Origin of the sequence: Micromonospora chokoriensis, from assembly GCF_000718555.1 — a bacterium.
GTDB lineage: Bacteria > Actinomycetota > Actinomycetes > Mycobacteriales > Micromonosporaceae > Micromonospora > Micromonospora chokoriensis_B.
On record NZ_JOAN01000030.1, the window covers coordinates 1 to 25,067 of the forward strand.

General features: G+C 71.5%; 21 protein-coding genes. 5 read left to right on the forward strand and 16 right to left on the reverse strand.

Annotated features, from left to right (window positions below; all coding sequences use genetic code 11):
• The first annotated feature begins 232 nt into the window (after window positions 1–232).
• Window positions 233–1,930: a DEAD/DEAH box helicase gene (locus tag IF46_RS0129470; protein ID WP_030491670.1), complete on the forward strand. Its 1,698-nt coding sequence runs from the start codon at window positions 233–235 to the stop codon at window positions 1,928–1,930.
• Between the two features lie 88 nt (window positions 1,931–2,018).
• A complete protein-coding gene (locus tag IF46_RS0129475; protein ID WP_030491671.1) occupies window positions 2,019–3,179 on the forward strand; it encodes a class I SAM-dependent methyltransferase in 1,161 nt (386 codons plus the stop codon).
• 11 nt (window positions 3,180–3,190) lie between these two features.
• Here IF46_RS0129475 and IF46_RS0129480 read toward each other — a convergent pair whose 3' ends face one another.
• A complete protein-coding gene (locus tag IF46_RS0129480) occupies window positions 3,191–3,631 on the reverse strand; it encodes a hypothetical protein (RefSeq protein WP_030491672.1) in 441 nt (146 codons plus the stop codon).
• Window positions 3,632–3,881: 250 nt separating this feature from the next.
• On the opposite strand from IF46_RS0129480, the gene IF46_RS0129485 reads away from it, so the two are divergent.
• The gene (locus IF46_RS0129485) at window positions 3,882–4,298 is read left to right on the forward strand and encodes a helix-turn-helix domain-containing protein (protein WP_030491673.1); all 417 of its coding nucleotides are present in this window, start codon (window positions 3,882–3,884) and stop codon (window positions 4,296–4,298) included.
• A gap of 33 nt (window positions 4,299–4,331) precedes the next feature.
• Here IF46_RS0129485 and IF46_RS0129490 read toward each other — a convergent pair whose 3' ends face one another.
• The 8 genes from IF46_RS0129490 to IF46_RS0129530 all read right to left on the reverse strand — a co-directional run bounded on the left by IF46_RS0129490 (window position 4,332) and on the right by IF46_RS0129530 (window position 14,049).
• On the reverse strand, window positions 4,332–5,258 hold the full coding sequence (locus tag IF46_RS0129490; protein ID WP_030491674.1) for a hypothetical protein: 927 nt from the start codon (window positions 5,256–5,258) through the stop codon (window positions 4,332–4,334).
• Window positions 5,259–5,518: 260 nt separating this feature from the next.
• A complete protein-coding gene (locus IF46_RS0129500) occupies window positions 5,519–7,651 on the reverse strand; it encodes a RecQ family ATP-dependent DNA helicase (protein ID WP_030491675.1) in 2,133 nt (710 codons plus the stop codon).
• 99 nt (window positions 7,652–7,750) lie between these two features.
• Window positions 7,751–8,854, reverse strand: a complete 1,104-nt coding sequence (locus tag IF46_RS0129505) for a branched-chain amino acid ABC transporter permease (protein ID WP_030491676.1) — start codon at window positions 8,852–8,854, stop codon at window positions 7,751–7,753.
• Window positions 8,851–9,741, reverse strand: a complete 891-nt coding sequence (locus tag IF46_RS0129510) for a branched-chain amino acid ABC transporter permease (protein WP_030491677.1) — start codon at window positions 9,739–9,741, stop codon at window positions 8,851–8,853. Before IF46_RS0129510 ends, IF46_RS0129505 begins: the two co-directional genes overlap by 4 nt.
• The gene (locus IF46_RS0129515) at window positions 9,741–10,523 is read right to left on the reverse strand and encodes an ABC transporter ATP-binding protein (RefSeq protein WP_051724267.1); all 783 of its coding nucleotides are present in this window, start codon (window positions 10,521–10,523) and stop codon (window positions 9,741–9,743) included. The genes IF46_RS0129510 and IF46_RS0129515 overlap by 1 nt, the downstream gene beginning before the upstream one ends.
• A 53-nt stretch (window positions 10,524–10,576) precedes the next feature.
• The gene (locus tag IF46_RS0129520) at window positions 10,577–11,320 is read right to left on the reverse strand and encodes an ABC transporter ATP-binding protein (RefSeq protein WP_030491679.1); all 744 of its coding nucleotides are present in this window, start codon (window positions 11,318–11,320) and stop codon (window positions 10,577–10,579) included.
• 2 nt (window positions 11,321–11,322) lie between these two features.
• Entirely contained in the window at window positions 11,323–12,522 is a 1,200-nt protein-coding gene (locus tag IF46_RS0129525; RefSeq protein WP_030491680.1) for a substrate-binding domain-containing protein, read from the reverse strand.
• A gap of 414 nt (window positions 12,523–12,936) precedes the next feature.
• Window positions 12,937–14,049, reverse strand: a complete 1,113-nt coding sequence (locus tag IF46_RS0129530; RefSeq protein ID WP_030491681.1) for a glycerophosphodiester phosphodiesterase — start codon at window positions 14,047–14,049, stop codon at window positions 12,937–12,939.
• 79 nt (window positions 14,050–14,128) lie between these two features.
• On the opposite strand from IF46_RS0129530, the gene IF46_RS0129535 reads away from it, so the two are divergent.
• Together IF46_RS0129535 and IF46_RS0129540 are read left to right on the forward strand one after the other, a co-directional pair.
• On the forward strand, window positions 14,129–15,523 hold the full coding sequence (locus tag IF46_RS0129535; protein ID WP_051724259.1) for a TrkH family potassium uptake protein: 1,395 nt from the start codon (window positions 14,129–14,131) through the stop codon (window positions 15,521–15,523).
• Between the two features lie 17 nt (window positions 15,524–15,540).
• The gene (locus tag IF46_RS0129540) at window positions 15,541–16,209 is read left to right on the forward strand and encodes a potassium channel family protein (RefSeq protein ID WP_030491683.1); all 669 of its coding nucleotides are present in this window, start codon (window positions 15,541–15,543) and stop codon (window positions 16,207–16,209) included.
• A gap of 24 nt (window positions 16,210–16,233) precedes the next feature.
• On the opposite strand, the gene IF46_RS0129545 is transcribed toward IF46_RS0129540, so the two are convergent.
• The 7 genes from IF46_RS0129545 to IF46_RS0129575 form a co-directional block, all read right to left on the reverse strand.
• Window positions 16,234–17,880: a serine/threonine-protein kinase gene (locus IF46_RS0129545; protein WP_051724260.1), complete on the reverse strand. Its 1,647-nt coding sequence runs from the start codon at window positions 17,878–17,880 to the stop codon at window positions 16,234–16,236.
• Between the two features lie 71 nt (window positions 17,881–17,951).
• On the reverse strand, window positions 17,952–19,514 hold the full coding sequence (locus IF46_RS0129550; RefSeq protein ID WP_030491685.1) for a fused MFS/spermidine synthase: 1,563 nt from the start codon (window positions 19,512–19,514) through the stop codon (window positions 17,952–17,954).
• A gap of 36 nt (window positions 19,515–19,550) precedes the next feature.
• Window positions 19,551–20,567, reverse strand: a complete 1,017-nt coding sequence (locus tag IF46_RS0129555) for a coiled-coil domain-containing protein (protein ID WP_030491686.1) — start codon at window positions 20,565–20,567, stop codon at window positions 19,551–19,553.
• A gap of 179 nt (window positions 20,568–20,746) precedes the next feature.
• Window positions 20,747–21,556: an inositol monophosphatase family protein gene (locus IF46_RS0129560; RefSeq protein WP_030491687.1), complete on the reverse strand. Its 810-nt coding sequence runs from the start codon at window positions 21,554–21,556 to the stop codon at window positions 20,747–20,749.
• Window positions 21,549–22,001 (reverse strand): response regulator, encoded by a 453-nt coding sequence (locus IF46_RS0129565; protein WP_030491688.1) that lies wholly within the window; start codon window positions 21,999–22,001, stop codon window positions 21,549–21,551. The genes IF46_RS0129560 and IF46_RS0129565 overlap by 8 nt, the downstream gene beginning before the upstream one ends.
• Window positions 21,998–23,734, reverse strand: coding sequence for a sensor histidine kinase (locus IF46_RS0129570; protein ID WP_030491689.1), 1,737 nt, complete (start codon window positions 23,732–23,734; stop codon window positions 21,998–22,000). Before IF46_RS0129570 ends, IF46_RS0129565 begins: the two co-directional genes overlap by 4 nt.
• Entirely contained in the window at window positions 23,731–24,930 is a 1,200-nt protein-coding gene (locus tag IF46_RS0129575; protein WP_051724261.1) for a PP2C family protein-serine/threonine phosphatase, read from the reverse strand. Before IF46_RS0129575 ends, IF46_RS0129570 begins: the two co-directional genes overlap by 4 nt.
• Window positions 24,931–25,067 lie beyond the last annotated feature (137 nt).

Sequence of the window (25,067 nt, forward strand, 5' to 3'; positions counted from 1 at the left end):
GGGGTGGAGCGGGGGTGGAGCGGGGGTGGAGCGGGAATCGGGACGGGGGTGTGCCTGTTCAGGTAACATGGAGCAGTTGCCGTGGGCGCCGATCTGATCGAAGCTCAGCCTGCGGCGCGCGTGCGGCCCGGTCCGGCTCGGCAATCTGCCGCCGACCGTGTGGCCCGCGTCATACCGAACGCGCCCTGAGGACAGGACGGGCGCACCCACGAGAGGGCACCCCCACATCCACATGAGCGATCTGACTCAAGATTTGATGGACGGCCAGGAGCTGGCCCCCACCGCCCCGGTTCGACCGGAGGCCCCCACGTTCGCCGAACTCGGCGCCCGCGCCGAGACCGTCGAAGCCCTGGCCGCGGCCGGCATCACCCGCGCCTTCGCCATCCAGGAGTACGCGATCCCGATCGCGCTTCGCGGCGTCGACCTGATCGGTCAGGCGCCCACCGGCACCGGCAAGACCCTCGGCTTCGGCGTACCGCTGCTCGACCGGGTCTTCGCCCCGGGTGAGGGCAGCGACGGCGTCCCCCAGGCGCTGGTCGTCGTACCCACCCGTGAGCTGGGCATCCAGGTCGCCAAGGATCTGGCCGCCGCCGGCCGGACGCGCGGTGTCCGGGTGCTGCCGATCTACGGCGGCGTGGCGTACGAGCCGCAGATCGACGCGCTGCGCAAGGGCGTCGAGATCCTGGTCGGCACCCCGGGCCGGCTGATGGATCTGCAGAAGCAGAAGCACCTCCGTCTGGACCGGGTGCACGCGCTCGTCCTCGACGAGGCTGACCGGATGCTCGACCTGGGCTTCCTCGACGACGTCGAGAAGATCCTCGCGATGCTTCCGGAGGACCGGCAGACGATGCTCTTCTCGGCCACCATGCCGGACCCGATCGTCACGCTGTCGCGGCGTTTCCTGCGCCAGCCGATGACCATCCACGCCGGGCACACCGCCGAGACCGGCCCGTCGCCGCAGACCCAGCAGTTGGTCTACCGCACCCACTCGATGAACAAGGTCGAGGTGGTGGCGCGCATCCTCCAGGCGGAGGGACGTGGGCTGACCATGATCTTCACGCGTACCAAGCGGGCCGCCGACCGGGTCGCCGAGGACCTCGACTTCCGCGGGTTCGCGGTCGCCGCGGTGCATGGTGACCTCGGCCAGGGCGCCCGCGAGCGGGCGCTGCGGGCCTTCCGGGCCGGCAAGATCGACATCCTGGTCGCCACCGACGTGGCGGCGCGCGGGTTGGACGTCACCGGCGTCACCCACGTCATCAACTACGACTGCCCGGAAGACCAGGACACCTACACCCACCGGATCGGTCGTACCGGCCGGGCCGGCGCGACGGGTGTCGCGGTGACCTTCGTCGACTGGGACGACATGCCGCGCTGGCGAATCATCGACAAGACCCTCGGTCTGGAGATGCCGGAGCCGCCGGAGACGTACCACACGTCGCCGCACCTCTACACCGATCTGCACATCCCCACCGACATCAGTGGCACGCTGCCCACTGCCGAGCGCACCCGGGCCGGGTTGTCCGCCGAGATCGAAGAGGACCTGGGTGGCACGACCCGCTCCCGCCGGGGCGACAGCGCTGGTCGGGGCCCCCGCCGCGGTGAGAGCCGCAGTGAGGGTCGAGGCGAGCGCCGTGGTCGGGGCGATGGCCGCCGCGACCGCTCCGACGCCGGCACGCCGGCCGTCGCCGAGGCACCTGCGGCCGACGCCGGCGACTCCGCCGACGAAGGCACCCGTACCCCCCGCCGCCGGCGTCGCCGCCGGGCCGGCGAGGTCGTCGCGAGCGAGGCGACCGCGGTGATCTCGGCCGACGCCGGCCCCGCCGAGCCGGCCACCGCGTCGGACGGTGAGGCGTCCAAGCCGCGCCGCCGCCGACGCCGCCGTGGTGGCGGTTCCGGTGCGGGTACGCCGGCCGAAGCGACCGCGGACTGAACACCTGCCACACCTGACATCCCCCGCACCGCCCCGCGCGGTGCGGGGGATGTTCCCTTCTCCCACCCCACCTGCCGAAGATGGAACGATGCCGCAACCACTGGACGCTGCCCTGACCGAGGTTCGGGCGCTACTGCTCGACCCCGCGCTGACCCGGGCGGTCGCCGCCGGACGCCGCCGCGGACGTCGCCCCACCGTGGCCCGAGCCGAGCTGCGGCCGGTGACGCTCAAGGCCGGGCCACGGCTTCAGGTCACCACGTCCGACGGCGTTCGCCCGTACACCCGCAACATCGCCTCCGGCCCCGAAGCCGCTGCGGCGATCGACGAACTGCTCGCCGAGCCGTTCGGCAACTGGCACGTGGAGACGGCCGACGCGACGCTCCAGCTGCGGGTGACCAAATCCGGCGAGGCGCAGGTGCACCGGGCCGCGACGTCCCGTCCGGCGGCGACGCCCACCGGAAATGACCGGACGAAGGAGTACCTGCTCGACCCGGGTGACCCGATCTTCGCCGAGATCGGCGGCTCGGCGGCCAAGCGTCGCCAGGTGGACGCGTTCCTGCGCGCCTTGGCCGCGACCCTGCCCGACGATCTGACCGGTCCGCTGCGGGTGGTCGACCTGGGCTGCGGCAATGCCTACCTGACGTTCGCCGCGTACCGCTATCTGACGAGTCGTGGCCTCGACGTCCAGCTGATCGGCGTGGACGTCCGGGAGGACCAGCGGCGGCGCAACACCGAGCTGGCGCAGCGGCTGGGCTGGGCCGACCAGGTCAGCTTCGTGGCCGGGACGATCGCCGACGCCGTCGTCGACCCGGCTCCCGATCTGGTGCTGGCGCTGCACGCCTGCGACACCGCCACGGACGAGGCGCTGGCCCGCGCGGTGCGCTGGGAGGCCCGCTGGGTGCTGGCCGCGCCGTGCTGCCACCACGATCTGGCGAAGCAGCTCCGGGCCCAGCCCACCCCGGCGCCGTACGAGTTGCTGACCCGGCAGGGGATCCTGCGCGAGCGCTTCGCCGACGTGCTCACCGACGCCGTGCGCGCCGGGCTGCTGCGGGTGCACGGGTACCGAGCCGAGGTGGTGGAGTTCGTGGACTCGCAGCACACGCCACGTAACCTGCTGATCCGCGCACGCCGTACCGGTGCGGACGCGACCGAGCCGCAGCGCGCGGAGTACCGCGAGCTGGTGGACCAGTGGGGGGTCACCCCTCGACTGGAGACGCTGCTGGCCGCCGCCGAGGCGTCCGCCTCCTAGCTCGTGGGTGGCTAGCGCCGACGGTCCCGGCCACCGTTGCGCTCGCCGGTGCTGCGTTCGAGGACCGACACCCGATCAGCACCGGACCGGTTGGCGGCGAACTCGCCGTCGCCCGGGACGGTCGGGAATGGTACGACCTTGCCCGTGCTCTCGGCGTTGCCGGCTGCCGCGAAGGCGTTCCAGGAGATGTCCACCAGCAGTTTCTTGACCTCGGCGTGCCGGATGGCGGCGTTGTGTTGCAACGCCATCCGGGCACCGAGCAGAACGGCGACCAGGGTGGTGGTGATGGTGCCGGTGGCGGCAAGCACCTGGAGACCGGTCGCGGAGTCGGTGCGGAGCACCAGGACCAGCAACCAGATCCAGAACGCGGCAGCGAAGACGCCGGCCTTGGCGACGAAGAAGAGGCTCACCGCACCGGGCTGGTACGGCTGGGGACGGCTCGATTCGGCCATGGTGCTCCTCGGCGATGGTCCGGTCGGACGCGGCAGGCGAAAGACGTCATGTCGGGGACGGGCACCGAGCTTAATGGAAGAACGACGATGATCGCTCGGTGCAATTTTCGTTATGCACGAAGGCTGCCAGAGAAAAAGTCTCGTCCACGGGACAGTTTGTGCGGTCAGTCAATTGTTTCCTGCCCTGGGCGTACTACCCTCGGAAGGCGCATCGTCCCGGTGCTCCGGCAGGAGGGGAAGACACGCAGGGATGGGATCCGCCGACGTATCACCGCAGATGGCCTTCGCCCGCTTCGTCCGGCGTGCCATCGATGACGCTCGCGACGAGCGCGGCTGGACCGTGACCGACCTTGCCTCACACACGGGCGTGGGTCGCTCCACCGTGTTCCGCTGGCTGGCCGGCGATTGGCAGGATTATCCCGAGCTGGCCAAGGTTCGCGGCTTCTGCGCCGCACTGGATCTGCCGGTCGCCGCCGCGTTCCGCGCGCTCGGGCTGCCCGACGCCGGCCCCGCTCCGCGCCGCCGCCACGACGAGGGCCCGGTCGAGGCCGACGTCCGCGCCATCCTGGACCGGCTGGCCGACCCCACGGTCCCCGCCGAGGAGAAACACCACATCCGCGACCTGCTCCGCTACCTAGCCCGCCGCCCCATCCGCCGAGCCGGCTAAACCCACCCCCGCGGGAGAGGGGCAGGGGCGGGGTCAGGGGACGGTTAGGGTGAATTGGGCGGTTTGGACTTTGGCATCTACCTGGAAGTCGAGGTAGAGGCGGTAGCGGCCTGGGCCGGGGGTGGTCAGCCAGAACTTGATCTGACCGTCGACCAGCTCGGTCTCCGGGTGCACGTGCAGGTAGCCGAGGTCGCCCTCGCGCAACGCCACCAGGTGCCCGTACGCCCCGAGGTATCGCTCCAGCGAGGCGGCACCGCCAGCACGCTCGACCCGGAAGGTCAGCGGCACGGTCGCCCCGGCCTGCGGGGTGCCCTGGTAGCCGACGGTGAAGCCTTCCACGGTCGTCGAGGTGGCCGGCCCTGGCAGTGCACCAGGCTGGTAGTCACCGGGCACGACCAGGTCCGTGCCGAGGGTCACCGCGGTCTGCGCGCCATTGTCGGCGACGACGGTGAAATCGGCGTACGCGCGCCAGAGGCCGGGCTGCGCGAGGGTCAACGGCACCGACCAGGTGCCGTCCGCCGCCATGGTCGGGTGCAGGTGCTGGTAACCGGTGAGGTCCCGCCGGACGACGATGAGGTGCATCGGCTTGTCGTGCACGATGGCGAACCGGGTGACCTGCCGGCGCTGCACGTCGCGCACCTGAAACTGGAGCTGACCGGGGCGACCGGCCGTGAACTCGGTGGCCAGTGGCGCCAGAGTGAACCCGGCCGAGCTGACCGCCAGACCGCCCGGCTCGGTGGCCGCGCCCTGGTCGGCGCCCGTGGCGGAGCCGTGGCTGTGCGGCCCTATACCCGGCGGATCGGTGTGGTCGGCTGCCAACGGCGGGCTGCCGGCGGCGGCACCGTTGGCGTTCAGCCGGCCGAGGCCGAAGCCGAGCAGCACCGCCAGCACCAGCCCGCCGACGATCAGCGCCAGCCGGAGGGTGCTCCGGTCCGGCCCGGCGGGGACCTGGTCAGGCACCGCCGACGCCCAGCGCCTGGCCGGCCTGGTCGCCGACGGTCAGGTCCGTGCCGGCGTTGGCGCGGCGGACGGGCTGCTGGTCGGTCATGCCGCCCACGGTACCGCCGCGCCGGGCCGGGTCAGGCCGACGCCCGGGCGGCGTGGCGACTGTCGCATTCGACGCCGCCCGGGAACTGAACGCGCATCGCCCGAGCCAGAGCCAGAGCCGCAGACACTACGACCACCCAGCCCCGCGCAGCCAGAGCCGGGGCCGAGGCCGGTCAGCCGGCCACGGCGAGGGCGAGCGGGAGCACGTCGGTGGCGCCGGCCCGGCGCAGTGCCCGGGCCACCAGCGTCATCGTCCAGCCCGAGTCGATCAGGTCATCGACGAGCAGCACCGGGCCGTCCAGCCCAGCCAGGGCGTCGGCCAGGTCGGCCGGCACGGTGAAGGCGTCGTGCAGCGCGCGTACCCGTTGGGCGCTGTTGCCGCGCGGCCCGGCTGGGCCGCCGGGGCCGGCCGCGGTGACCTCGCCGAGCAGCGGCAGCCGGCCCACGGTGGCGATCCGCTCGGCGAGCGAGCCGAGCAGCCGGGGTCGCCGCCGGGAACCGACCGCGATCACCGCCACCGGCCGGCGGGGCCACGGGTCGTCACCGTGCGCCCACGCCTTCAGCACCTCCACGACCGCGCCAACGACGTCGTCGGGCACCGGCGCGTCCGGCGCGTCCGGGCCGACGAGATCACGCAGCCGCCCGCCCCAGCCCAGGTCGGAGAGGCGCCCGACGGCACGACCCGGCAGCGCCTGCTCCGCGGGGGCGATCCGGCCCTTGAGGGGTACGCCCACCGCGTCGAGCCCGGTCGGCCAGAGCTTCTTGGGCGAGATCTCCACGCCGGGTCGGCCCAGGAAGGTCTGCGCGGCGGAGAGCGCGGCCGTCGACACCTCGGCGGCGAAGAGGGGGTCGGCGCACCGATCGCATCGGCCGCAGTCAGCCGCCTCGGTGTCGTCCAGGCGTTCCCGTAGATACCGCATCCGGCAGTCGGACGTGGTCGCGTACTCCCGCATGGCCTGTTGCTCGACTGTGCGCGCCTCGGCGACGCGGCGCAACCGGGCCTCGTCGTAGACCCAGGGCTCGCCGGTGGCGAGCCAACCACCGCGCACCCGGCGGACCGCGCCGTCCACGTCGAGCACCTTGAGCATCAGCTCCAACCGGGCCCGGCGCAGGTCGACGAGGGGTTCGAGGGCCTGGGTGGAGAGCGGGCGGTCGGTGTGCAGGGCGGCCAGCACGGCCCGGACCTGCTGCTCCGGTGGGAACGCCAGCGAGGCGAAGTAGCGCCAGATCGCGGCGTCCTCGACGCCGGGCAGCAGCAGCACCTCGGCGTGTTCGACGGCGCGGCCGGCGCGGCCGACCTGCTGGTAGTACGCGATCGGCGAGGGCGGTGCGCCGAGGTGGACGACGAAGCCGAGGTCAGGCTTGTCGAAGCCCATGCCGAGGGCGCTGGTGGCGACCAACGCCTTGATCTTGTTGTCGAGCAGGTCCTGCTCGGCGGCCCGCCGGTCGGCGTCGTCGGACTGCCCGCTGTACGAGGCGACCGGGTAGCCCCGGGAGCGCAGGAACTCGGCCGTCTCGCCCGCTGCCGCCACGGTAAGCGTGTAGACGATGCCCGAGCCGGGCAGCTGGTCCAGGTGGTCGGCGAGCCAGGCCAGCCGGTGCGCGGGGCTGGGCAGGTCGAGCACCCCGAGGCGCAGCGACTCGCGGTCCAGGGTGCCGCGCAGGATGAGGGCGTCGCCCAACTGCTCGGCCACGTCCTGGGTGACCCGTGCGTTGGCGGTGGCGGTGGTCGCCAGCACGGGGGTGCGCTCGGGCAGCTCGGCGAGGAATGTCCGCAGCCGGCGGTAGTCGGGCCGGAAGTCGTGCCCCCAGTCCGAGACGCAGTGCGCCTCGTCGACCACCAGCAGGCCGGTGGTGGCGGCCAACTTCGGCAGGACGCCGTCGCGGAAGTCCGGGTTGTTGAGGCGTTCGGGGCTGATCAGCAGCACGTCCACGGCGCCGGTCTGGATCTCGGCGGTGATCTCGTCCCACTCGTCGAGGTTTGCCGAGTTGATCGTGCGGGCCCGAATGCCGGCCCGAGCGGCGGCCTCGACCTGGTTGCGCATCAACGCCAGCAGCGGCGACACGATGACTGTCGGCCCGGCCTGGTGGCCCTGCTCGCGGTCGCGGAGCAGGGCGGTGGCCACGAAGTAGACCGCCGACTTGCCCCAACCGGTCCGCTGCACGCAGAGCACCCGTCGCCGGTCGACGACAAGCGCCTCGATGGCCCGCCACTGGTCCTCGCGCAGCCGGGCGTGGTCACCGGCCAGCCGGCGCAGCACCGCCTCGGCCCGCTCCCGTACCGCTGCCCGCTCTGCTGTCTCCACCCGGCATTTCTACCAGCGCCGTGCGTCATCCCCCTGTTGATCAAGAGGTTTGCATCATCCTCGGGCCGGATCCTGACGCAAACCTCTTGATCAACATGGTCAACGACGGGGGCGGAGGGTGCGGGTTAGGTGGGATAGGCGGGGAGCCAGACCGGCCATGCCGCCGGGGAAGAAGTAGACGGCCAGGATGAAGACCGTGCCCAGGACGAAGAGCGGCTGGCTCAGCGGGCGGCTGAGGACGGCCGGCAGGTTGTCCACCGCGTCGCTCGTGCCGAACGCGGTGAGCCGGTGGTCCAGGTACATGTAGAGGACACCGCCGAGCACCGGCCCCCAGCGGGTGCCCGGCCCGCCGAGCACCACCATGACCAGCAGCGACAGGGTCAGCTCGGAGGACGTGATGTGCGGCGACGCGCCGCCGACGATCAGGACGTAGACCACCCCGCCCGCCGACGCCAGGCCGCCGGCCAGGGTGAACGCCACCAGCTTGTAGCGGTACGGGTCCAGCCCGAGCACGCCGATCCGCCGCTCGTCGTCGCGCAGCCCGGCGAGCACCCGCCCGGTCGGTGACCCGCTCACCCGGTGCACCACGAAGACCACCAGGGTCAGGTACGCGAGCGCCAACCAGTACAGGTTGACCGTGTTGGTCACCCCCACCAGCCCGGCGGGCAGCCCGGACACGTCCAGCGGCAGGCCCTCCTCGCCACCGGTGAGCCCGCCGAAGTCCCGGGCCACCAGGATCGCCCCGACCTGGGCGAAGGCCAACGTGACCATGGCGAACGCGATGCCCACGGTCCGCAACGCCACCGCACCGAGCAGCGCGGCGAGGATCGTGCCGCCGGTCACGGTCAGCAGCGCCGCCTGCCACAGCGGCAGCCCGGCCCGGGTGATCAGGATGTCGGTGCCGTACACGCCGGCGGCGAAGTAGAGCGCGTGCCCGAAGGAGAGCATCCCGGTCCGGCCGAAGAGCAGGTCGTACCCGGCCGCCAGGCCGCCGAAGATCAGGCAGATGGCGAGCAGTTGCAGGGTGCCGGGTGAGTTGACCGGCCCCTCGAAGATCCCCGGCAGGGAGATCGTCGAGTACGGCAGGATCGCCAACACGACAAGCGCGACAAGCGGCAGGAACGGGCGGACCCGGTGCCACCGCCCCCGCTGCGGGGTCAGTTCGTCCGGCACCTGCGCGGGAGGCGCGTCGATCACCGTCATGCCGTTGCCACCTTTCCGGCGATGCCCTGCGGGCGCAGCAGCAGCACCACGGCCAGCAGCCCGACCACGCAGATGTCGCCGAGCCCGGATGTGCCGTAGTAGTTGACGAACTGCTGCACCAGCCCGACCACGACCGCCGCGTACGCGGAGCCGACCACCGAGCCCATCCCGCCGATCACCACCACGATGAACGCGAAGATCAGCAGTGAGCCGCCCTGTCCGGGCGAGACGGTGCCGAAGTAGACCCCGCCGAGCGCGCCGGCGAGCGCGGCAGCCGCCCCGCCGATCGCGAAGACCAGGGTGAACGCCTTGCGCACGTCGATGCCGAGCGCCGTCACCATCTCCCGGTTCTCCACCCCGGCCCGGATCACCAGGCCGTAGCGGGTCCAGCGCAGGAACGCCAGGATCGCGCCGAGCACCAGCACCGCCGCGATGATCAGCAGCAGGCCACCGTTGGGCACCTGCGCGCCGAGGATCCCGGTCACCTCCCGGGTCCAGTCCGGACGCGGGAATGGCCGGGCGTCCGCACCCCAGGTGGCCTGGAGCAGCGCCACCCCGGCCAGCGACAGCCCGACGGTGACCAGCACCTGCTCGATGGTGCGGGAGTACAGCGGGCGGATCAGCACCAGCTCGACCAGGATCGCCACCAGCGTGCCGGCGGCCACCCCGAAGGCGACCGCGAGCACGAAGCCGAACCCGTCGGGGCCGGCACCGGGCAGGTTGCCTGCCGCCCACCAGGTGCCGTACGCGCCGACACCGAGGAACAGCCCGTGCGCGAAGTTGAGCACGTCGGCCAGGCCGAAGACCAGGGACAGGCCGGACGCGACCAGGAAGTACAGCGCCGCCAGGCCGAGCCCGGTCAACGCCAACAGGATCACGGTGCCCATCAGAGCTGGTCCTTCCTCGCGACTGCGGGGCTCGCAAGCTCACTCCTCGCGCTCGGCGAGGCCCCCTCCGCAGAGCCGACCCCGAGCAGCGACTTCGTCAACGCCGTCTCCAACAGCAGCTCATGGGCGTCGCCGGTCCAGGCCACCTTGCCGGCGGCTAGCACGACCGCGTCGCGGGCCAGTCGGCGTACGACCGCCAGGTTCTGCTCGACGAGCAGCACCGGCACCGACTCCGCGACCCGTTCCAACACCTCGGCCACCTCGGTCACCACCTTCGGCGCCAGCCCCTTGGTCGGCTCGTCGACGAGCAGCAGCCGGTTGCCGTTGAGCAACACCCGACCGATCGCGAGCATCTGCTGCTGCCCGCCCGACAGCGAGCCGGCCCGTTGCCGTCCGCGCCGGTCCAGCTCCGGAAAGAGCGCGAAGACCTTGTCGTACGCCGGGCTGCTGCCACGCCGCTCGGCGAGGCGCAGGTTTTCGGCCACGGTGAGGCCGGCGAAGACGCAGCGGTCCTCGGGCACGTAGCCGAGCCCGCCGCGGACCAGCCGGTGCGTCGGCCGGGCCAGCAGGCTCTGCGCGCCCATCCGGATGGTGCCGCGGACCTCCCCGGCAGGCGGGGTGAGGCCGACGATCGCCCGCAGCGTGGTGGTCTTGCCGACGCCGTTGCGACCGAGCAGGACTGTCACGCCGGTCGGGGCGACCGTGAAGGACACCCCCTGGAGGATGTGCAGCCCGGAGATCCGGACCGACAGGTCCTGCACACTGAGAATCGGTTCCAACAGGGCTGGCTCCGTTCGCGACTGCGGGGCTCGCAAACCCGGCTCGCTCCTCGCGCTCACAGCGACTCCCCCAGGTAGGCCTCTTGCACGGTGGGGTTGGCCATCACCGTCTCCGGGGTGTCGCAGGCCAGTAGCGCGCCGTGGTGCATGACGGCGATCCGGTCGGCCAACTCCAGGATGACGTCCATGTGGTGTTCGACCATCAGCACCGCCCGGCCGCTTTCGCCGGTCAACGACTTGATGACGGCGACCAGTTCGGGCACGTCCTCGGCGCTGACCCCGGCCATCGGCTCGTCCAGCAGCATCACCCGCGGTTCACCGGCGAGCAGCAGGGCGATCTCCAGCTTGCGCTTCTCGCCGTGGGCCAGGGTGCCGGCCAGTGCCGTACCCCGGTGAGCGAGGCCGACCCGGTCGAGCGCCGCGTCGGCGGCGGCGGCGACCTCCCGGTCGGCCGCCGCCCGCCGCCACAACGCCATCGAGCCCCCGCGGTGCGCCTGGACGGCGAGCCGGACGTTCTCCCGCACGCTCAGCGAGCCGAAGACCGAGGACGCCTGGAAGGTACGGCCCAGCCCGAGGCGGGCCCGCCGGTGCGGCGGAAGCGCCCCGATGTCCTGCCCGTCCAGGGTGATCCGGCCCTCGGTGGCCCGGCGCAGGCCGGTGATCAGGTTGAACAGTGAGGTCTTGCCGGCGCCGTTCGGCCCGATGACGCCCAGGAACTCCCCGGGCGCCAGGTCGAGGTAGACGCTGTCGACGATGGCGACCTCACCGATCCGCCAGGTCAGACCGCGGGTGGCGAGCATGATCAGCCCTTCATGGCCACGGCCGGCGGCGCGGTCTCGTCACCGGTGAGGCTCTTCTGCGCGGTCGCGGTGAACGCAGTGCCACTGCCGGTCAGCTTGGCCTGGAACATCGGCTGGAGCAGCGCGTGGTCGGCAGCCCGGATGGTCATCTTGCCCTTGACCCCGTCGAAGCTCCAGCCCTCCAGCGCGGTGACCATCTTGTCGACGTCGTCGCCACCCTCCTGCACGGCACGGACCACCATCTGCGCAGCGGCGAAGCCATCCGGGTGGAACAGGTCGATGGTGCTGACCTTGGCCTTCAGCGCCTTGCTGGTCTCGGTGTCGCTGGCACCGTCGAAGTAGTGCGACAGGAAGGAGATCTTCGCGCCGGCAGCGCCGAAGGTCGGCCACGAGGCGCGGATGTCCAGGCCGGTGACGACAGTGGTGGACGAGAGCACGCCCTGCTGGTCGAGGGTCTGCCACATGGCCGGGGCGGTCGTGCCGGCCCACGCGACGAAGAGCAGATCCGGCTTGGCAGCCTTGATCTGGCTGGCGAACGGGGTGAACTCGGTGGCGCTGGCCGGGGCCCGGACACTGCTCACGGTAGCGCCCGCCCCGCCGATGACGGCCTTGACGGCCGCCTCGTTGGCGTCGCCGAACGCGCCGTCCTGGGCGAAGACCACTACCTTCTTGCCGGCCGGGTCGCCGATGAACGACTTGGCGGTCACCACGTCCTGGTAGGACTGCCGGCCGGAGCGGAACGTGTACTTGTTCGCGCCGGTCACCGCGTCGGTGGCGGCCGGGCCGGAGATGAAGAGAACCTTGTTCTGCGCGGCGATCGGCGCGACCTGGAGCGCCACGCCCGAGGCGGTGGAACCGGCGATGATCTTCGTGCCCTTACCGATCAGGTCCTTCGCCGCCGAGACCGCCTTGGCCGGGTCGCCCGCGTCGTCGACCTCGGTCAGCTCGATCTTCCGGTCACCGACCTTGCCGGTGCCCTGGGTGGCGAAGTCCAGCCCCGCCTTGAACCCCTCGATGTACTGCTTTCCGTAGCTGGCCAGGGCTCCCGACTGGGAGTACACCAGGCCGACCTTGACCGGGGCGGCGCTGTCGCCGCCGCCGGTGGCGGTGTCCTGCGGGCTACCACAGGCCGTGGCGGCCAGCGCCGCGGCCATCATCGTGGCGGCGGAGAGGAACACCCGCCGCGTCGTCCGGACCGTCATTGCGACTCCACATGAGGACTCGGAGGGAGAGAACTTCTTCGTGACGGCTCACGCTAGAAGTGACGTCACCCACGAGCTATGTGGCAGAAACACACAAGTAACAGGGGTGGGGTGGTCGGCTCTACCAATCCACGGCAACATCGGTGTGAGGGCCGGGTTCCGGATGGGCACCGTCCCCACCGCTCCGGCAGCCGCTGTGTCGGCACCCACCACCGACGATCACCCGCCAGGGCACCGGTCCGGGGCCGGTGGACAGTCACCGTCGTGGCCGGCGGGCCAGCCCTCGATAGCTGAACGACACCGCCGGGCGGGGGTGTCGGGTCCGGCGACCCGACGGAACACGGGTTCGTTCGGACGCGTCAAGCAGAACGGGGGTGTCCGGACGCACCGGACACCCCCATTCCTGTGGACGGGTCAGAGGCCGGCGCGGGCGGCGACGGCCGTGTCCGGGTGGTCGCTGAAGACACCGTCGAGGCCCAGGCCGAGGAAGAGTTCGTACTCGGCGGTGATGTCGCCGCGCGCGTTCGGGTCGGCCCCGATCCGGAAGTCCACCGGGAGGAACTGGTTCTCGGCACGGAACGTCCAGGAGTGCACGAGCAGGTGCTCCCGGTGCGCGTCGCGCACCACGTTGGTCGGGGCGAGTAGGGCGCCGGCGGCGTCCCGGGGCACGATCAGGTTCTTGTTCGCGCCGATGCCGTCGGCGTACCCGGCGATCCACTTCAGCCCGGCCGGCGTGGCCAGGTCCTGGTAGGTGCGGGCGTCACCGGCGACGGCGAAGTCGTAGGGGCGCCCGGTCGCGTCGAGCAGTTGGATCAGCTTCACGTCGGTCAGCCGGCTCAGGCGGCGCAGGTTGGCCGTCTCGAACGACTGGATGAAGACCGGTGAGTTCTTCCGGTCCAGCTTGTTCTGCCGCAGGACGCGGAGCAGCGGCTCCTCCAGCGGCAGACCGATCGCCGCGAAGTAGCTCGGGTGTTTGGTCTCCGGGTAGATGCCGATGGTGCGGCCCCGTGCCCGCCCCTCGGTCCGGGCCAGGTCGATGACTTCCTGGAGGGTGGGCACCTCGAATCGGCCGTCGAAGGCGGTGTTCGCCACACGCACCTGCGGCAGCCGCTCCTTGGCCCGCAGCGTCTTCAACTCGGCGAGGGTGAAGTCCTCGGTGAACCAACCGGTCACCGCGACCCCGTCGATGGTCTTCGTCGTCTTCCGGGCCGCGAACTGCGGGCGGTTCGACACGTCGGTGGTGCCGGAGATCTCGTTCTCGTGCCGGGCGACCAGCACGCCGTCCGAGGTGGAGACCAGATCCGGCTCGATGTAGTCGGCGCCCAGCCGGATCGCCAACCGGTACGCCTCCAGGGTGTGCTCCGGCCGGTAGCCGCTGGCACCGCGGTGACCGATCACGATTGGTTGGTCGTTTGCCCGGGACCGGTCCGCAGTCGCGTTCGGTTCGGCAGCGGCCATGGTCGGCAGAGCCACGGCTGCGGCGAGCAGAGCGCCGGCCACGCCGAAGGTCGAGAGGGTACGTCGCAACGCCGTCTCCTGTCATCGATGGTCCGCGCAAGCAGACCGCTCGCGATTAGCCAGAAGTTGGTCGATGGCTGGCCGGCAGATGAATCTCCGGAATGCGCGTTCCCACTCCGGGCGAGCTGGCGGCCAGGAAGATTGGCTGGTGCGCCGGTTCTTCCGCAATCCCGTGCGGCTGGTGCCGTTCGCGTTCCTGGTGCCGATCCTGCTCGGCACCGGGTTGCTCATGGCGCGCTGGGCGACCGCCAATCACCAGCGCCCGCCCCTGGTCACGGCGCTCTTCACCGCCACCTCGGCGGTGTCGGTCACCGGCATGGCGATCACCGACACGCCGAACTACTGGTCCGGCTGGGGACTACTGGTGATCACCCTGCTCACCCAGCTCGGCGGTCTCGGCATCCTCACCGTCGCGGCGTTGGTCATCCTGGTGGTCTCCAGGCAGCTCGGGCTGCGCAACCGGTTGCTCGTGCAGGCCGAGACGGCGGAGTTCGGCATCGGTGACGTGGGCCGGTTGCTGCGCCGGATCGCGGTGACCGTCTTCGCCTGCGAGGCGGTGATGACCGTGCTGGTCGCCGGTCGGCTCTGGCTGGCCTACGACTACCCATTCGGGCAGGCCCTCTGGTCGGGCGTCTTCCACGCCGTGCAGGCGTTCAACAACGGTGGTTTCGCGCTCTACACCGACGGCCTGCTGGCGTTCAGCCGTGACCCGTGGGTGTCGCTGCCCCTGGCGATCGGCGCGATCATCGGCGGTCTCGGGTTCCCCGCGCTGTTCGAGGCGGTGCGCGAGTGGCGTCAGCCGACGCGCTGGGCGGTGGCGACGAAGTTGACCATCTGGGGCAGCGCGGTGCTGCTGCTGGTCGGCTTCGCCGGCCTGCTCGCGGCCGAGTGGACCAACGCGGGCACGATCGGCCAGTACGACGTACCCGGCAAGATCCTCGCGTCGTTCACCCAGATCGCGCTGAGCCGCACCGGCGGCTTCAGCGTGCTGGACATCGCCGCCCTCCAGGAGGAGAGCTACCCCCTGCTGATCGTGTTGATGTTCATCGGCGGCGGCAGCGCCAGCACGGCCGGTGGCATCAAGGTCTCCACGTTCTTCCTGCTGGCATTCACCATCTGGGCGGAGTTGCGGGGCGAGCCCGACGTGTCGATCGGGCATCGGCGGGTGGCCACCGCCAGTCAGCGGCAGGCGGTCACCGTGGCTCTGCTCAGCGTCGCGTTGGTGATGGCCGGAACCATGCTGTTGCTGCTGCTCACCGAGGGCGTCCGCTTCGTCGCGGCCCTGTTCGAGATCACCTCCGCGTTCAGCACCACCGGTCTGACCATCGGTCTGGCCGCCGAGTTGCCGGCCGGCGGTCAACTCGCGCTGACCGTGCTGATGTTCATCGGCCGGGTCGGGACGCTCACCCTGGGGTCGGCGATCGCCCTGAACACCAGACGCCGGCTCTACCGCTATCCCCAGGAGCAACCCATTGTCGGCTAGCAGTTGGGAGGGCCGAGGTGTCGGCTAGACGGGCGGACAGCGGCGGCATCGCGGTGATCGGGTTGGGTCGATTCGGTTGCCACCTGGCCGGGTCGCTGACCCGAATGAACCGCGAGGTGTTGGCCATCGACCGCAGCCCGGAGAAGGTGCAGCGCTGGTCGGCGCAGCTCGACCGGGTGGTGCAGGCCGACTCGACCGAGGAGGGGGCGCTGCGGCAGCTGGGCATCGCCAGTTTCGGGCGGGCGGTGGTGGCCATCGGTGCCTCGGTGGAGGCGAGCGTGCTCACCGTGTTGGCGCTGGTCGAGCTGGGTGTGCCGCAGATCTGGGCGCGGGCCACCTCGCAGAAACACGCCAAGATCCTGGCGTCGGTGGGCGCGCACCACGTGATCTTCCCGGAAGCCGAGACCGGGGATCGGGTCGCCCACCTGATCGTCAGCCGACTGCTCGACTTCATCGAGTTCGACGATGACTTCGCCATCGCCACCGTCCGGGTGCCCGAATCCCTGGTCGGGCGCACCCTGCTCGACCTGAGACCGGAAGAGCGCTACGGGGTACGCGTGGTCGGCGCCAAACTGCCGGGCGAACGCTTCCGGTACGCCTCCGACGACATGGCACTTCCTGAGGGCGGGGTGCTCATCGTCGAGGGTGGGATCGATCAGGTGCAGCGGTTCGCGGGACGGCGCTGACCCAGCACCGCCGACGGTGCCCGGTCACCTTCCCGCCTTTGCCGGGCCACCACCAGGAGCCTTCGGCTTCGCGGGAGCCTTGGGAGGCTTCGGGGGCTTGGCCTTCGTCGCGCCGCCGCCGGTGCCACCGCGGACCGTCGCCGCCTTGGGCTGGACCTTCGTCGTGGCGGCCTTGCTCGGCGGAACGGCGGACGGCGCGCTGCCGGCGACCCCGGACACCCGCACGCCGCAGGTCGCCTCGCCGAGGCGGAACTCCACCGGCAGCGGGTTCGCCCCGCTGTACTTCGCCGTGAGGGTGAGCTTCTCGGCTGCACCGGGCGCCAGCGTGGTGCGCTGGGCCGCCGGCCGGACCAGCACCGTGCTCCCCTGCTGGTGCACCGGCGCGGGCTCCGCCTTCGTCACCGTCTGCTGCCCGGGGAAGGTGAAGCTCATCGTCCAGTCCCGCAGCTCACGGCCACCGGTGTTGGTCAGGGTCAACTCGGCGGCGAATTCGGTGCCCGAGTCGGTGCGCAGCGCGTACGTCACCTCGCAGGGCACCGCCGCCGGCAAACCCATCCGGGCCTCGGTCGTCGGCCGATCCCCGCCACTGGCCGGGCTGCGCGAGGTGAACCCCCACATCGCCCCGGTGGCCGCGATCAGCCCGACCGCGGCGACGCCGGCCTCCACCCGCCGACGCCGACTCACCCGCTGCCGCGCCTGCCGGCTCCGCTCGCGGGTCCGCGACAACGGCAACGCGTCGGTCGCCGCCGACCAGGGCAGGATCGTGGTACGCGCAGTGCCGAGCATGGCCGCGTCCAGCGGCCCGGCAGCCGGGGAGACCGGCACCGCCGCGAGCATGCCGGCCGCGTCGGCGAGCGTACGGGTCAGCTCGGCGGTGGCCGGTCGATCGGCGGGCCGCTTGGCCAGGCAGCGCCCGACCAACTCGGCCACCCCGTCGGGCAGGCCCGGGACGCTGGGCATCGGCTCCGGGTCGTTGTACATGTGGGCGCGCAGCATCTGCGTCGTCGTGCTGGCCCGCCACGGCAGCCGACCGGTGAGCATCCGGTAGAGCAGCAGCCCGACGGCGTACACGTCGGTGGCCGGGGAGACCTGGCCGTTGTCCAGCCGCTCCGGGGCGAGGTACGCGGGGGTGCCCAACAGTGCGCCGTCCGGCCCCTTCTCGCTCTCCCCCACGAGCGCGGAGATGCCGAAGTCGACCACCTTGACCCCGGTCGGCGTGAGCATGACGTTGCCCGGGGTGACATCGCGGTGCACCACACCACGGGCGTGCGCGGTGGCCAGCGCCGAGCTGACCTCCGCGCCGATGGTCACCGCCTCCCGCCACGGCAGCCGGCTCTCCTGGCCCAGCCGACTGGCCAGCGAAGCGCCGTCGACCAGCTCCATCACCACGTACGGCACGGTCAGACCGACCTGCTCGGACTCGCCGTAGTCGTACACGTTGGTGATGTTGGGGTGGCAGAGCCGCGCGGCGGCCTGCGCCTCGATCCGGATGCGGTGGCGGAAGGCCCGGTCGCTGGCCAGCCGGGAGGCCAGCACCTTTACCGCGACCTGGCGGCCGAGCACCTCGTCGTAGCCGCGCCAGACCACCGACATTCCGCCCGCGCCGAGCTGCTCGATCAGTCGGTACCGCTCATCGAGGAGCTGCGCGCCGTTTCGGTCCCCACCACCCATGGTGACCGTTGTTGCCCAGGAAAGGTCGCCCTACACCTGGGCAATCGGAATCGGTCAGGATTGTCACCCGTTCAGGCGGTGGCCAGCAGTTGGTCCACCGGGGCGTAGTCGTCGGTCAACACCATGGCCCCGTCGACGAATTCCGTCAGTGCCGCGCCGGAGAGCAGGCTGACCTTCGGGTCCACCTCGATCAGCCGGGTGCGGACGGCCTCCAGCGGCAACGGCGCGTCGGAGCCGACGATGAGGAAGTTGGCGCCCTGCTCCTCGGCGAGCGCCTCCGGTGGCGCGATCAACGCGACGTGCGTGAACTCGGCGGCCACCGTGGCCAGCTCGGCGCGGATGAAGCGCAGCGGCGGGTAGTCGATGACGTTCTGCACGTACACCCCGCCGGGGCGGGTCACCCGCCGGACGTCGGCGGCCATCTCCCGGGTGGCCAGGTGCCAGGGCACCACCAGGTGCCCGAAGGCGTCACCGACCACCAGGTCACGGCTGTCCGTCGGCTCGCCAGCCACAAGCATCCGGGCGTCGCCCACCACGGCCCTCAGCTCCGGCCCCGGGCGTACGCCCAACTCCTGCTCGCCCAGCTCGACCAGCCCGCCGTCGATCTCGAACACCAGGTTTTCGGTGCCCGGTCGGGTGGCGGTCAGGTAGGTCGGCACGGTGAACCCGCCGCCGCCCAGGTGCAGCGCGTCGAGGCGCTGACCGGCCGGCGCGGCGACGTCGGCGACCGCGCCGATCCACTTCGTGTACGCGTACTCCAGGTGCCTCGGGTCGGCGAGGTCCACGTACGAGTGCTGGGCGGAGTTGAGCAGCAGCGTCCGCCCGCTGGGCCGGGACGGGTCCGAGGTGACCCGGGCGCAGTGGTACGCGGTCTCGATGTCGCACGGGTTGGGTGCCACGGTGGTCAGCCCCGCCCCGGCCAGGCCGAGCACGGCCAGCGCGGCCCGGGTCCGGGCCGGACCGGGCAGCTCGGTGGGCTCCTGCCGGCGCAGATACCAGCCCAGGCCGATACCGACCAGCCCGAGCGCGATCGCCAGCGCGAGCAGGATGACTGTGGTACGCAGGGCGGCGACCAGCACGAACCCGGTGAGCAGGGTGGCGGTGATGCCGCCCAGGGTGCCGATCCCGGAGAGTCGGCCGACCACCTGCCCGGTGCGGCGCAGGTCGGCGAGCTGAAGTTTCACGACCAACGGGGTGACCGCGGCCAGCAGCGCGGCCGGCACGAAGACCGCCAACGCGACCAACAGCAGGATGCCGCTGGCCGCGCCACCGCGCAGCACCTCACCGGCGTATCGGACGACGGGCAGGGTGACCGCGGTGGCGATGCCGGCCAGCACCAACGCCGGTGCCAGCAGGCCGCGCGGGTTGCGTCGGTCCGCCAGCCAGCCGCCGGACCACGCCCCGTACGCGATCGCGGCCAACGCGATGCCGATCACCGAGCTGGTCACCTGAAGGGTCACCCCGACGTACGGGCCGACCAGGCGCAGCGCGACGGTCTCCAGCACCAGCACGGCGCCACTGGAGAAGAAGACCAGGAAGGCGGCCAAGCCGTTGGGCAGCGCCCGGCCGGTGACCGGCACGGGCGGCGCCGGGGAGGCCGGCGGGGCCGCTACATCGGACGGTGGGGAGCTCATCGTCGCGATGGTACGCAGCGAAGCTGGTGCTTGGGGTCAGTACATCGAGAGATGAACATGGTTCGTGTGGGACGCGGCGGGGCTGCCGCTACTGCTGTACGAACGCCACCCGGTGCCGGGATGCCAGATCTGCCGGTACCAGATCACGTAGAGCACGCCCAGACGGTCGGCGTTGCGCACGTGCCAGGCGGCCAGGCTGTCCCCGTACGCCTTGTCGCCGCCGGTCGCGTTCTTGTCCTCGAAGCCGTTCGTGGCGGCCGCGAAGTCGCAGGCTCGCCCCTTCGGGTGCTCGCCGCCGCCACCGCTGCGCTTGCAGGAGACGTGGCGCTTGTAGCCGGCCGCCTGGGTCTGCTTGAGCGCGTTGAGGGTGCGCGGGGTGATGCATCCGGAGGTGGTGGGGTCCTTCACCGAGCAGGATTCCGACGGCCAGGAGCCGTCCGAGTTGCGCGGCGCCGGCTTCGCCGAGGTCGAGCTGCCGCCGCTGAAGCCGTTGCTGCCGCCCGAGCTGACCTCGGCGAGCGCCTCCTCGGCTTCCTTCTTCTTCTTCGCCATCACGGCGAGCTGCTTCTGCTGCTCGCGGACCTCGGCGTCGATGGCGACCTTGGCCTGCTGTGCCCCCTGCCGGGCCTCGGTGAGATCACGCAGCCGCTTGCTGTCCCGCTGAGCCATCACGTCGAGGTCGCTCGCGCGTTGCAGGAACGCCTCCGGCGTGCCGCTGTTGAGCAGCATCGACACCGCGCTCAGCCGACCGAAGCGGTACGAGTGTGCGGCCACCTCGCCGACCTGGGCGGTGAGCCCGACCAGCCGACCCTCCAGCGTGGTCAGCTCGCCGGTCAGCGCCGTCTGGCGACGCTTGGAGTTGTCCAGTTTTGCCTTGGCCTCGATGTGCCCCTTGGCGGTCAGCTCCAGCGCGTCCTGCAGCTTCTTGCTGCCGCCCTCGCCGGGCTCCGCGTACGCGGGCACTGCGGCTCCGCCGAGCACCAGCGCGACGGCGGCGAACAGAGCGAACAGAGCGCGGCGACCGAGCCGCGGGCTGAGCCTGGTCCTGGGCACGAAAGCGTCCTTCCGTCGACCGCCGGCCCCGATGAACACTGCACGGCGACGCCGGTCGGCGGCCTGCTGGCGGAGACCGCCGGTCACGATACCGGACTGTGGGCCGGTGACCAGCCCCCTGAGCCCCGGGCTGTCTCGATGTCGACGCAGCGTCCCAACCTGGTTGCGCAGCGCGCGGATCAGGTGCTCAGGAGAGCGTCGCGCACCTCGGCCCAGACCTGCTCGTTGGTCGCGACGAGCAGACCGCGGCCGTCGTCGGCGGGGTGGTAGTCGACGCCGTCGAATCGACGGGCGACGCCCCCGGCAGCCCGGACCAGCAGGGTGCCCGGGGCATGGTCCCAGGGCAGGGTGCGCCAGAAGAGGGCGAACTGCTGCTCGCCGGTGAGGATGTCCAGGTATTCCCGGCCGGCGCAGTGCTGGCCGGGCAGCAGCTCACCGAGCCGTCGACCGCCGGCGCGGACCCGGTCCCGGGTCTCCGGTGGCAGGAACCGGGTCATCGCCGCGCCGCGCAGCTCACCGAGCGGCGGCACCGAGCCGGTGCCGTCCACCGGCCGACCGTTGAGCAGGGTGCCTTCGGCCGCAGAGCCCACGGCGAGAGTGTCGGCGAGCGGGTCGAGGATCCAACCGGCGGTCGGCCGCCCGTCGCTCAGCAGCGACACCATCAGGGCGAACGGCCGGCGACCCGCGGCGAAGTTGGCGGTGCCGTCGACCGGGTCGACCAGCCAGACATCGCCTCCGTCGCGCAGATGCCGGAGCAACCCAGGATCGTCGGCGACGCCCTCCTCGCCGACCACCATCGAGCCCGGCCGCAGCCGGCGCAGCCCCGCCGAGAGCAACTCCTCGGCCCGACGGTCGGCGACGGTGACCACCTCGCCGGGTGCCTTCTCCGACACGTCATCGTCGTCGAGCTTGCGGAACAGTGGCAGCACGACCTGGTCGGCGGCCTCCCAGAGCAGGCCGCCAACGTCGTCGAGCAGGGTGTCAGCCACGCGGCGGCAGCTTGACCACGCTGACGAAGAACTCGTCGATCTGACGGACCACCGAGATGAAGCGCTCGAAGTCCACCGGCTTGGTCACGTAGGCGTTGGCGTGCAGCTGGTAGCTGCGCAGAATGTCCTCGTCGGCCTGCGAGGTGGTGAGCACCACCACCGGGATCCGGCGCAGGTCCTGGTCCTTCTTGATCTCTTCCAGCACCTCCCGGCCGTCGCGCCGGGGCAGGTTGAGGTCGAGCAGGATCAAGTCGGGCGCCACCGCGTCGGCGTACTGGCCCTCCCGCCGCAGGTAGGCGAGCGCCTCGGCCCCGTCGGAGACGACGGTCAGCCGGTTACGCAGCTTGTGTTCCTCGAACGCCTCCTGGGTCATCAGCACGTCACCCGGGTCGTCCTCCACGAGCAGGACCTCGATCGGGCTCTTGCCATCCGCCGGCGCGGTCATCCCACCGTCTCCCTCATGTCACCCGTTCTACCGCCTTCCGGCGTCCCGTCGGCCCGGTCCGGCTGGTCCGACCCGTCGGCCTGCTCCGTGAGCGTTGCCGGAGCCTCGGTCGAGGGCGTCGGGTCGCCCCCGGTGAGAGCGGGCGGCTGCGGCGGCGAATCGGCGGCAGCCGCCGCCGCCTCGACGTCCCCGGGGAGCGCCGGCAGGGTGAACCTGATCGCGGTGCCCTCCGGCACGTCGGTGTCCACCCAGACCTGGCCGCCGTGGTACTCGACGATCTTCTTGACGATCGCCAACCCGATGCCGGTGCCCGGGTACGCGTCCTTCGAGTGCAACCGCTGGAAGATCACAAAGATCTTGTCGGCGAACTCCGGCTCGATCCCGATGCCGTTGTCCTGGCAGCTGATCTCCCACCCGGCGTCCACCAGCCGGGCCGAGACGTGCACCTTCGGCGGTACGTCCGGACGACGGAACTTGATCGAGTTGCTGACCAGGTTGGCCAGCAGGTTGGTGAGCAGCGGTTCCTCACCCGAGATCACCGGCAGCTCGTCCCAGGTCAGCTCGGCGTCGGCGTACTGCAGGGCGGCCTCGGTCTGGCCGGCCACGTCGCCCATCACCTTGTTGAGGTCGACCTCGACGAAGCCGGTGGTGAGCCGCCCGATCCGGGAGAACGCGAGCAGGTCGTTGATCAGGCGCTGCATCCGTTGCGCGCCGTCCACCGCGAAGGCGATGTACTGGTCGGCCCGCTCGTCGAGCTGCCCGGCGTAGCGGCGCTGAAGCAGCTGGCAGAAGCTGGCGACCTTGCGCAACGGCTCCTGCAGATCGTGCGAGGCCACGTACGCGAACTGCTCCAGGTCACGGTTGGACCGGGTCAGCTCCTCGGCCTGCTTCTGGAGCTGGGCGTTGACCCACTCGATGCGTTCGCGGGCGGCCCGGACCTCGGCCAGGTCGGCGGCGATCTTCTGCCGCATCGCGTCCACGTCCTCGCCGAGCCGGATGAACTCCGGTGGGCCGGTGGTCGCGATGCCGTGCTGGTAGTCACCCTCGGCGACCTCGCGGACCTGGTCGGCCAGCCCGACCAGGGGCCGGATGACCATCCGGTCCAGGGAGAGCAGCAGCAACGCCCCGGCGACGACCACCACCAGCGCGGCCACGATGAGGAGGACGACCAGCACGTTGCTGCTGGTCCGCACGTTGGCGGCGGCCTCCTCCCGGGCGACGAGGATCTCCTCCTGGAGGTCGTTCACCGCCGAGCGGAGCTGGTCGAACTGCTGCCGGGCCTGGTCGGTGATCAACGCCTGGCCCGCCTGGGTGCCGCTCTGCTCAGTGGTGGCGATCACCGGCTCGGCCACGGACTGCCGCCACTGCAAAGCGCGTTCCTCGACGATCCGCATCTCCTGGCCGATTTGCGGATAGTCGTCGAGCAGAGTTCGCATCGAGGCGACGACGCGCTCCTCCTGTGTGAGCCCGTCCCGGTACGGACGCAAATCGGCCGGTTTACCGCTCACGGCGTACCCGCGGATCGCTGTCTCCTGGTCGAGCAGCGCGTTGAGCAGCTCCTGCGACTGCACCCGCAGTGGGCCGGTCTGGTTCAGGATGGCGTCGATCTGGGTGCGGTTGCGGGTCGCCATCGCCGCCTCCGCGGTGGCCAGACCGATCAGCAACACACCCACGACGGTGAGCAGGGTGATGACCCGGCGGCGCAGACTCCAACCGCCGACCACCGGCTTCACCGGCCACCACCCCGGCTGACCAGCAGCATCGCCACGTCGTCGGCGAGCGGGCCACCGTTGAGCCGCTCGGCCCGGCCGACCAGCCAGGCCGGCAGCTCGGGCAGCGACACCGAACGGCTGGCCGGCTCGTCCAGCAACCCACCGAGGCCCGGCACGTCGAGCCGTTCGTCGCCGGCACCCACCCGCCCCTCGATCAGGCCGTCGGTGTACATCAGCAGGGACCAGTCATCGGTGTCGAACTCCAGGTCGTAGGCGATCGGCCGGCGAGGTCGTATGCCCAGTAGCAGGCCGCTGGGCGCGGGCACCGGGACGACCCGGCCGCCGGAGAGCAGCAGCGGTGGCGGATGCCCGGCCAGTCGGACGGTGGCCCGGTTGGCGTCCAGGTCAAGTCGGGTGGTGGCCACCGTCGCGAAGATCTCCTGGAGGCGGCGCTCACTCATCAGCACCTGCTCCAGAGCGGGCAGCACCTCGTCGTCGGGCACCTTGGCGAGCACCAGGGCACGCCAGGCGACCCGCAACTCCACCCCGAGCGCGGCCTCGTCCACCCCGTGCCCACAGACGTCGCCGACGATCAGGTCGAGGCGGTCCGGCTGGGTCTGCACCACGTCGAAGAAGTCCCCGCCGATCAACGCGGCGTGCCGGCCGGGACGGTAGAAGGTGTGCACCGCCACCTGGTCGGTCGTCATCAACGGTTGGGGCAGCAGGCCGCGTTCGAGGCGGGCCGACTCGGCCTGGCGCAGCTCGACCTCGCGCAGCCGGCGGGCGTTCTCGTCGGCGCGCTTACGCTCCACGGCGTAGCGCAGCGCCCGGGTCAGCAGCACCCCGTCGACCTGACCCTTGACCAGGTAGTCCTGGGCACCCTCGGCGACCGCCACGATGCCCAGGTGCTCGTCCGTTCGGCCGGTCAGCACGCAGACCGCCGCGCCGCTGGACATCTCCAGCACCTGGCGCAGACCGTCCAACCCCTGTGCGTCGGGCAGGCCCAGGTCGAGCAGGACGCAGTCGACGTTGGTGATTCGCTGCCGCGCCTCCCGAAGGCTGGTGGCGACCGACAACTCGATCATCGAGTTGGTCTCGGCGAGCAGCTCACCGACCAGGAACGCGTCGCCCTCGTCGTCCTCCACCAGCAGCACCCGCAGCCGCTCACCCGGCGGCAGGTTGGCGTGCCGCGCCAGGCCACCGTGCGGGTACGGCACAACTGGGGAACCGGCAGAGCCGGCCCCCCGGTGCGGCCGGGTCACCGCCGCGAGACGCGGGAGTTCGCTGGTGATGTCGGGGCTCCTTCCGAGTGCCCTGCTGATCCTGTATTAGACAACGGTCGCACACAACACGA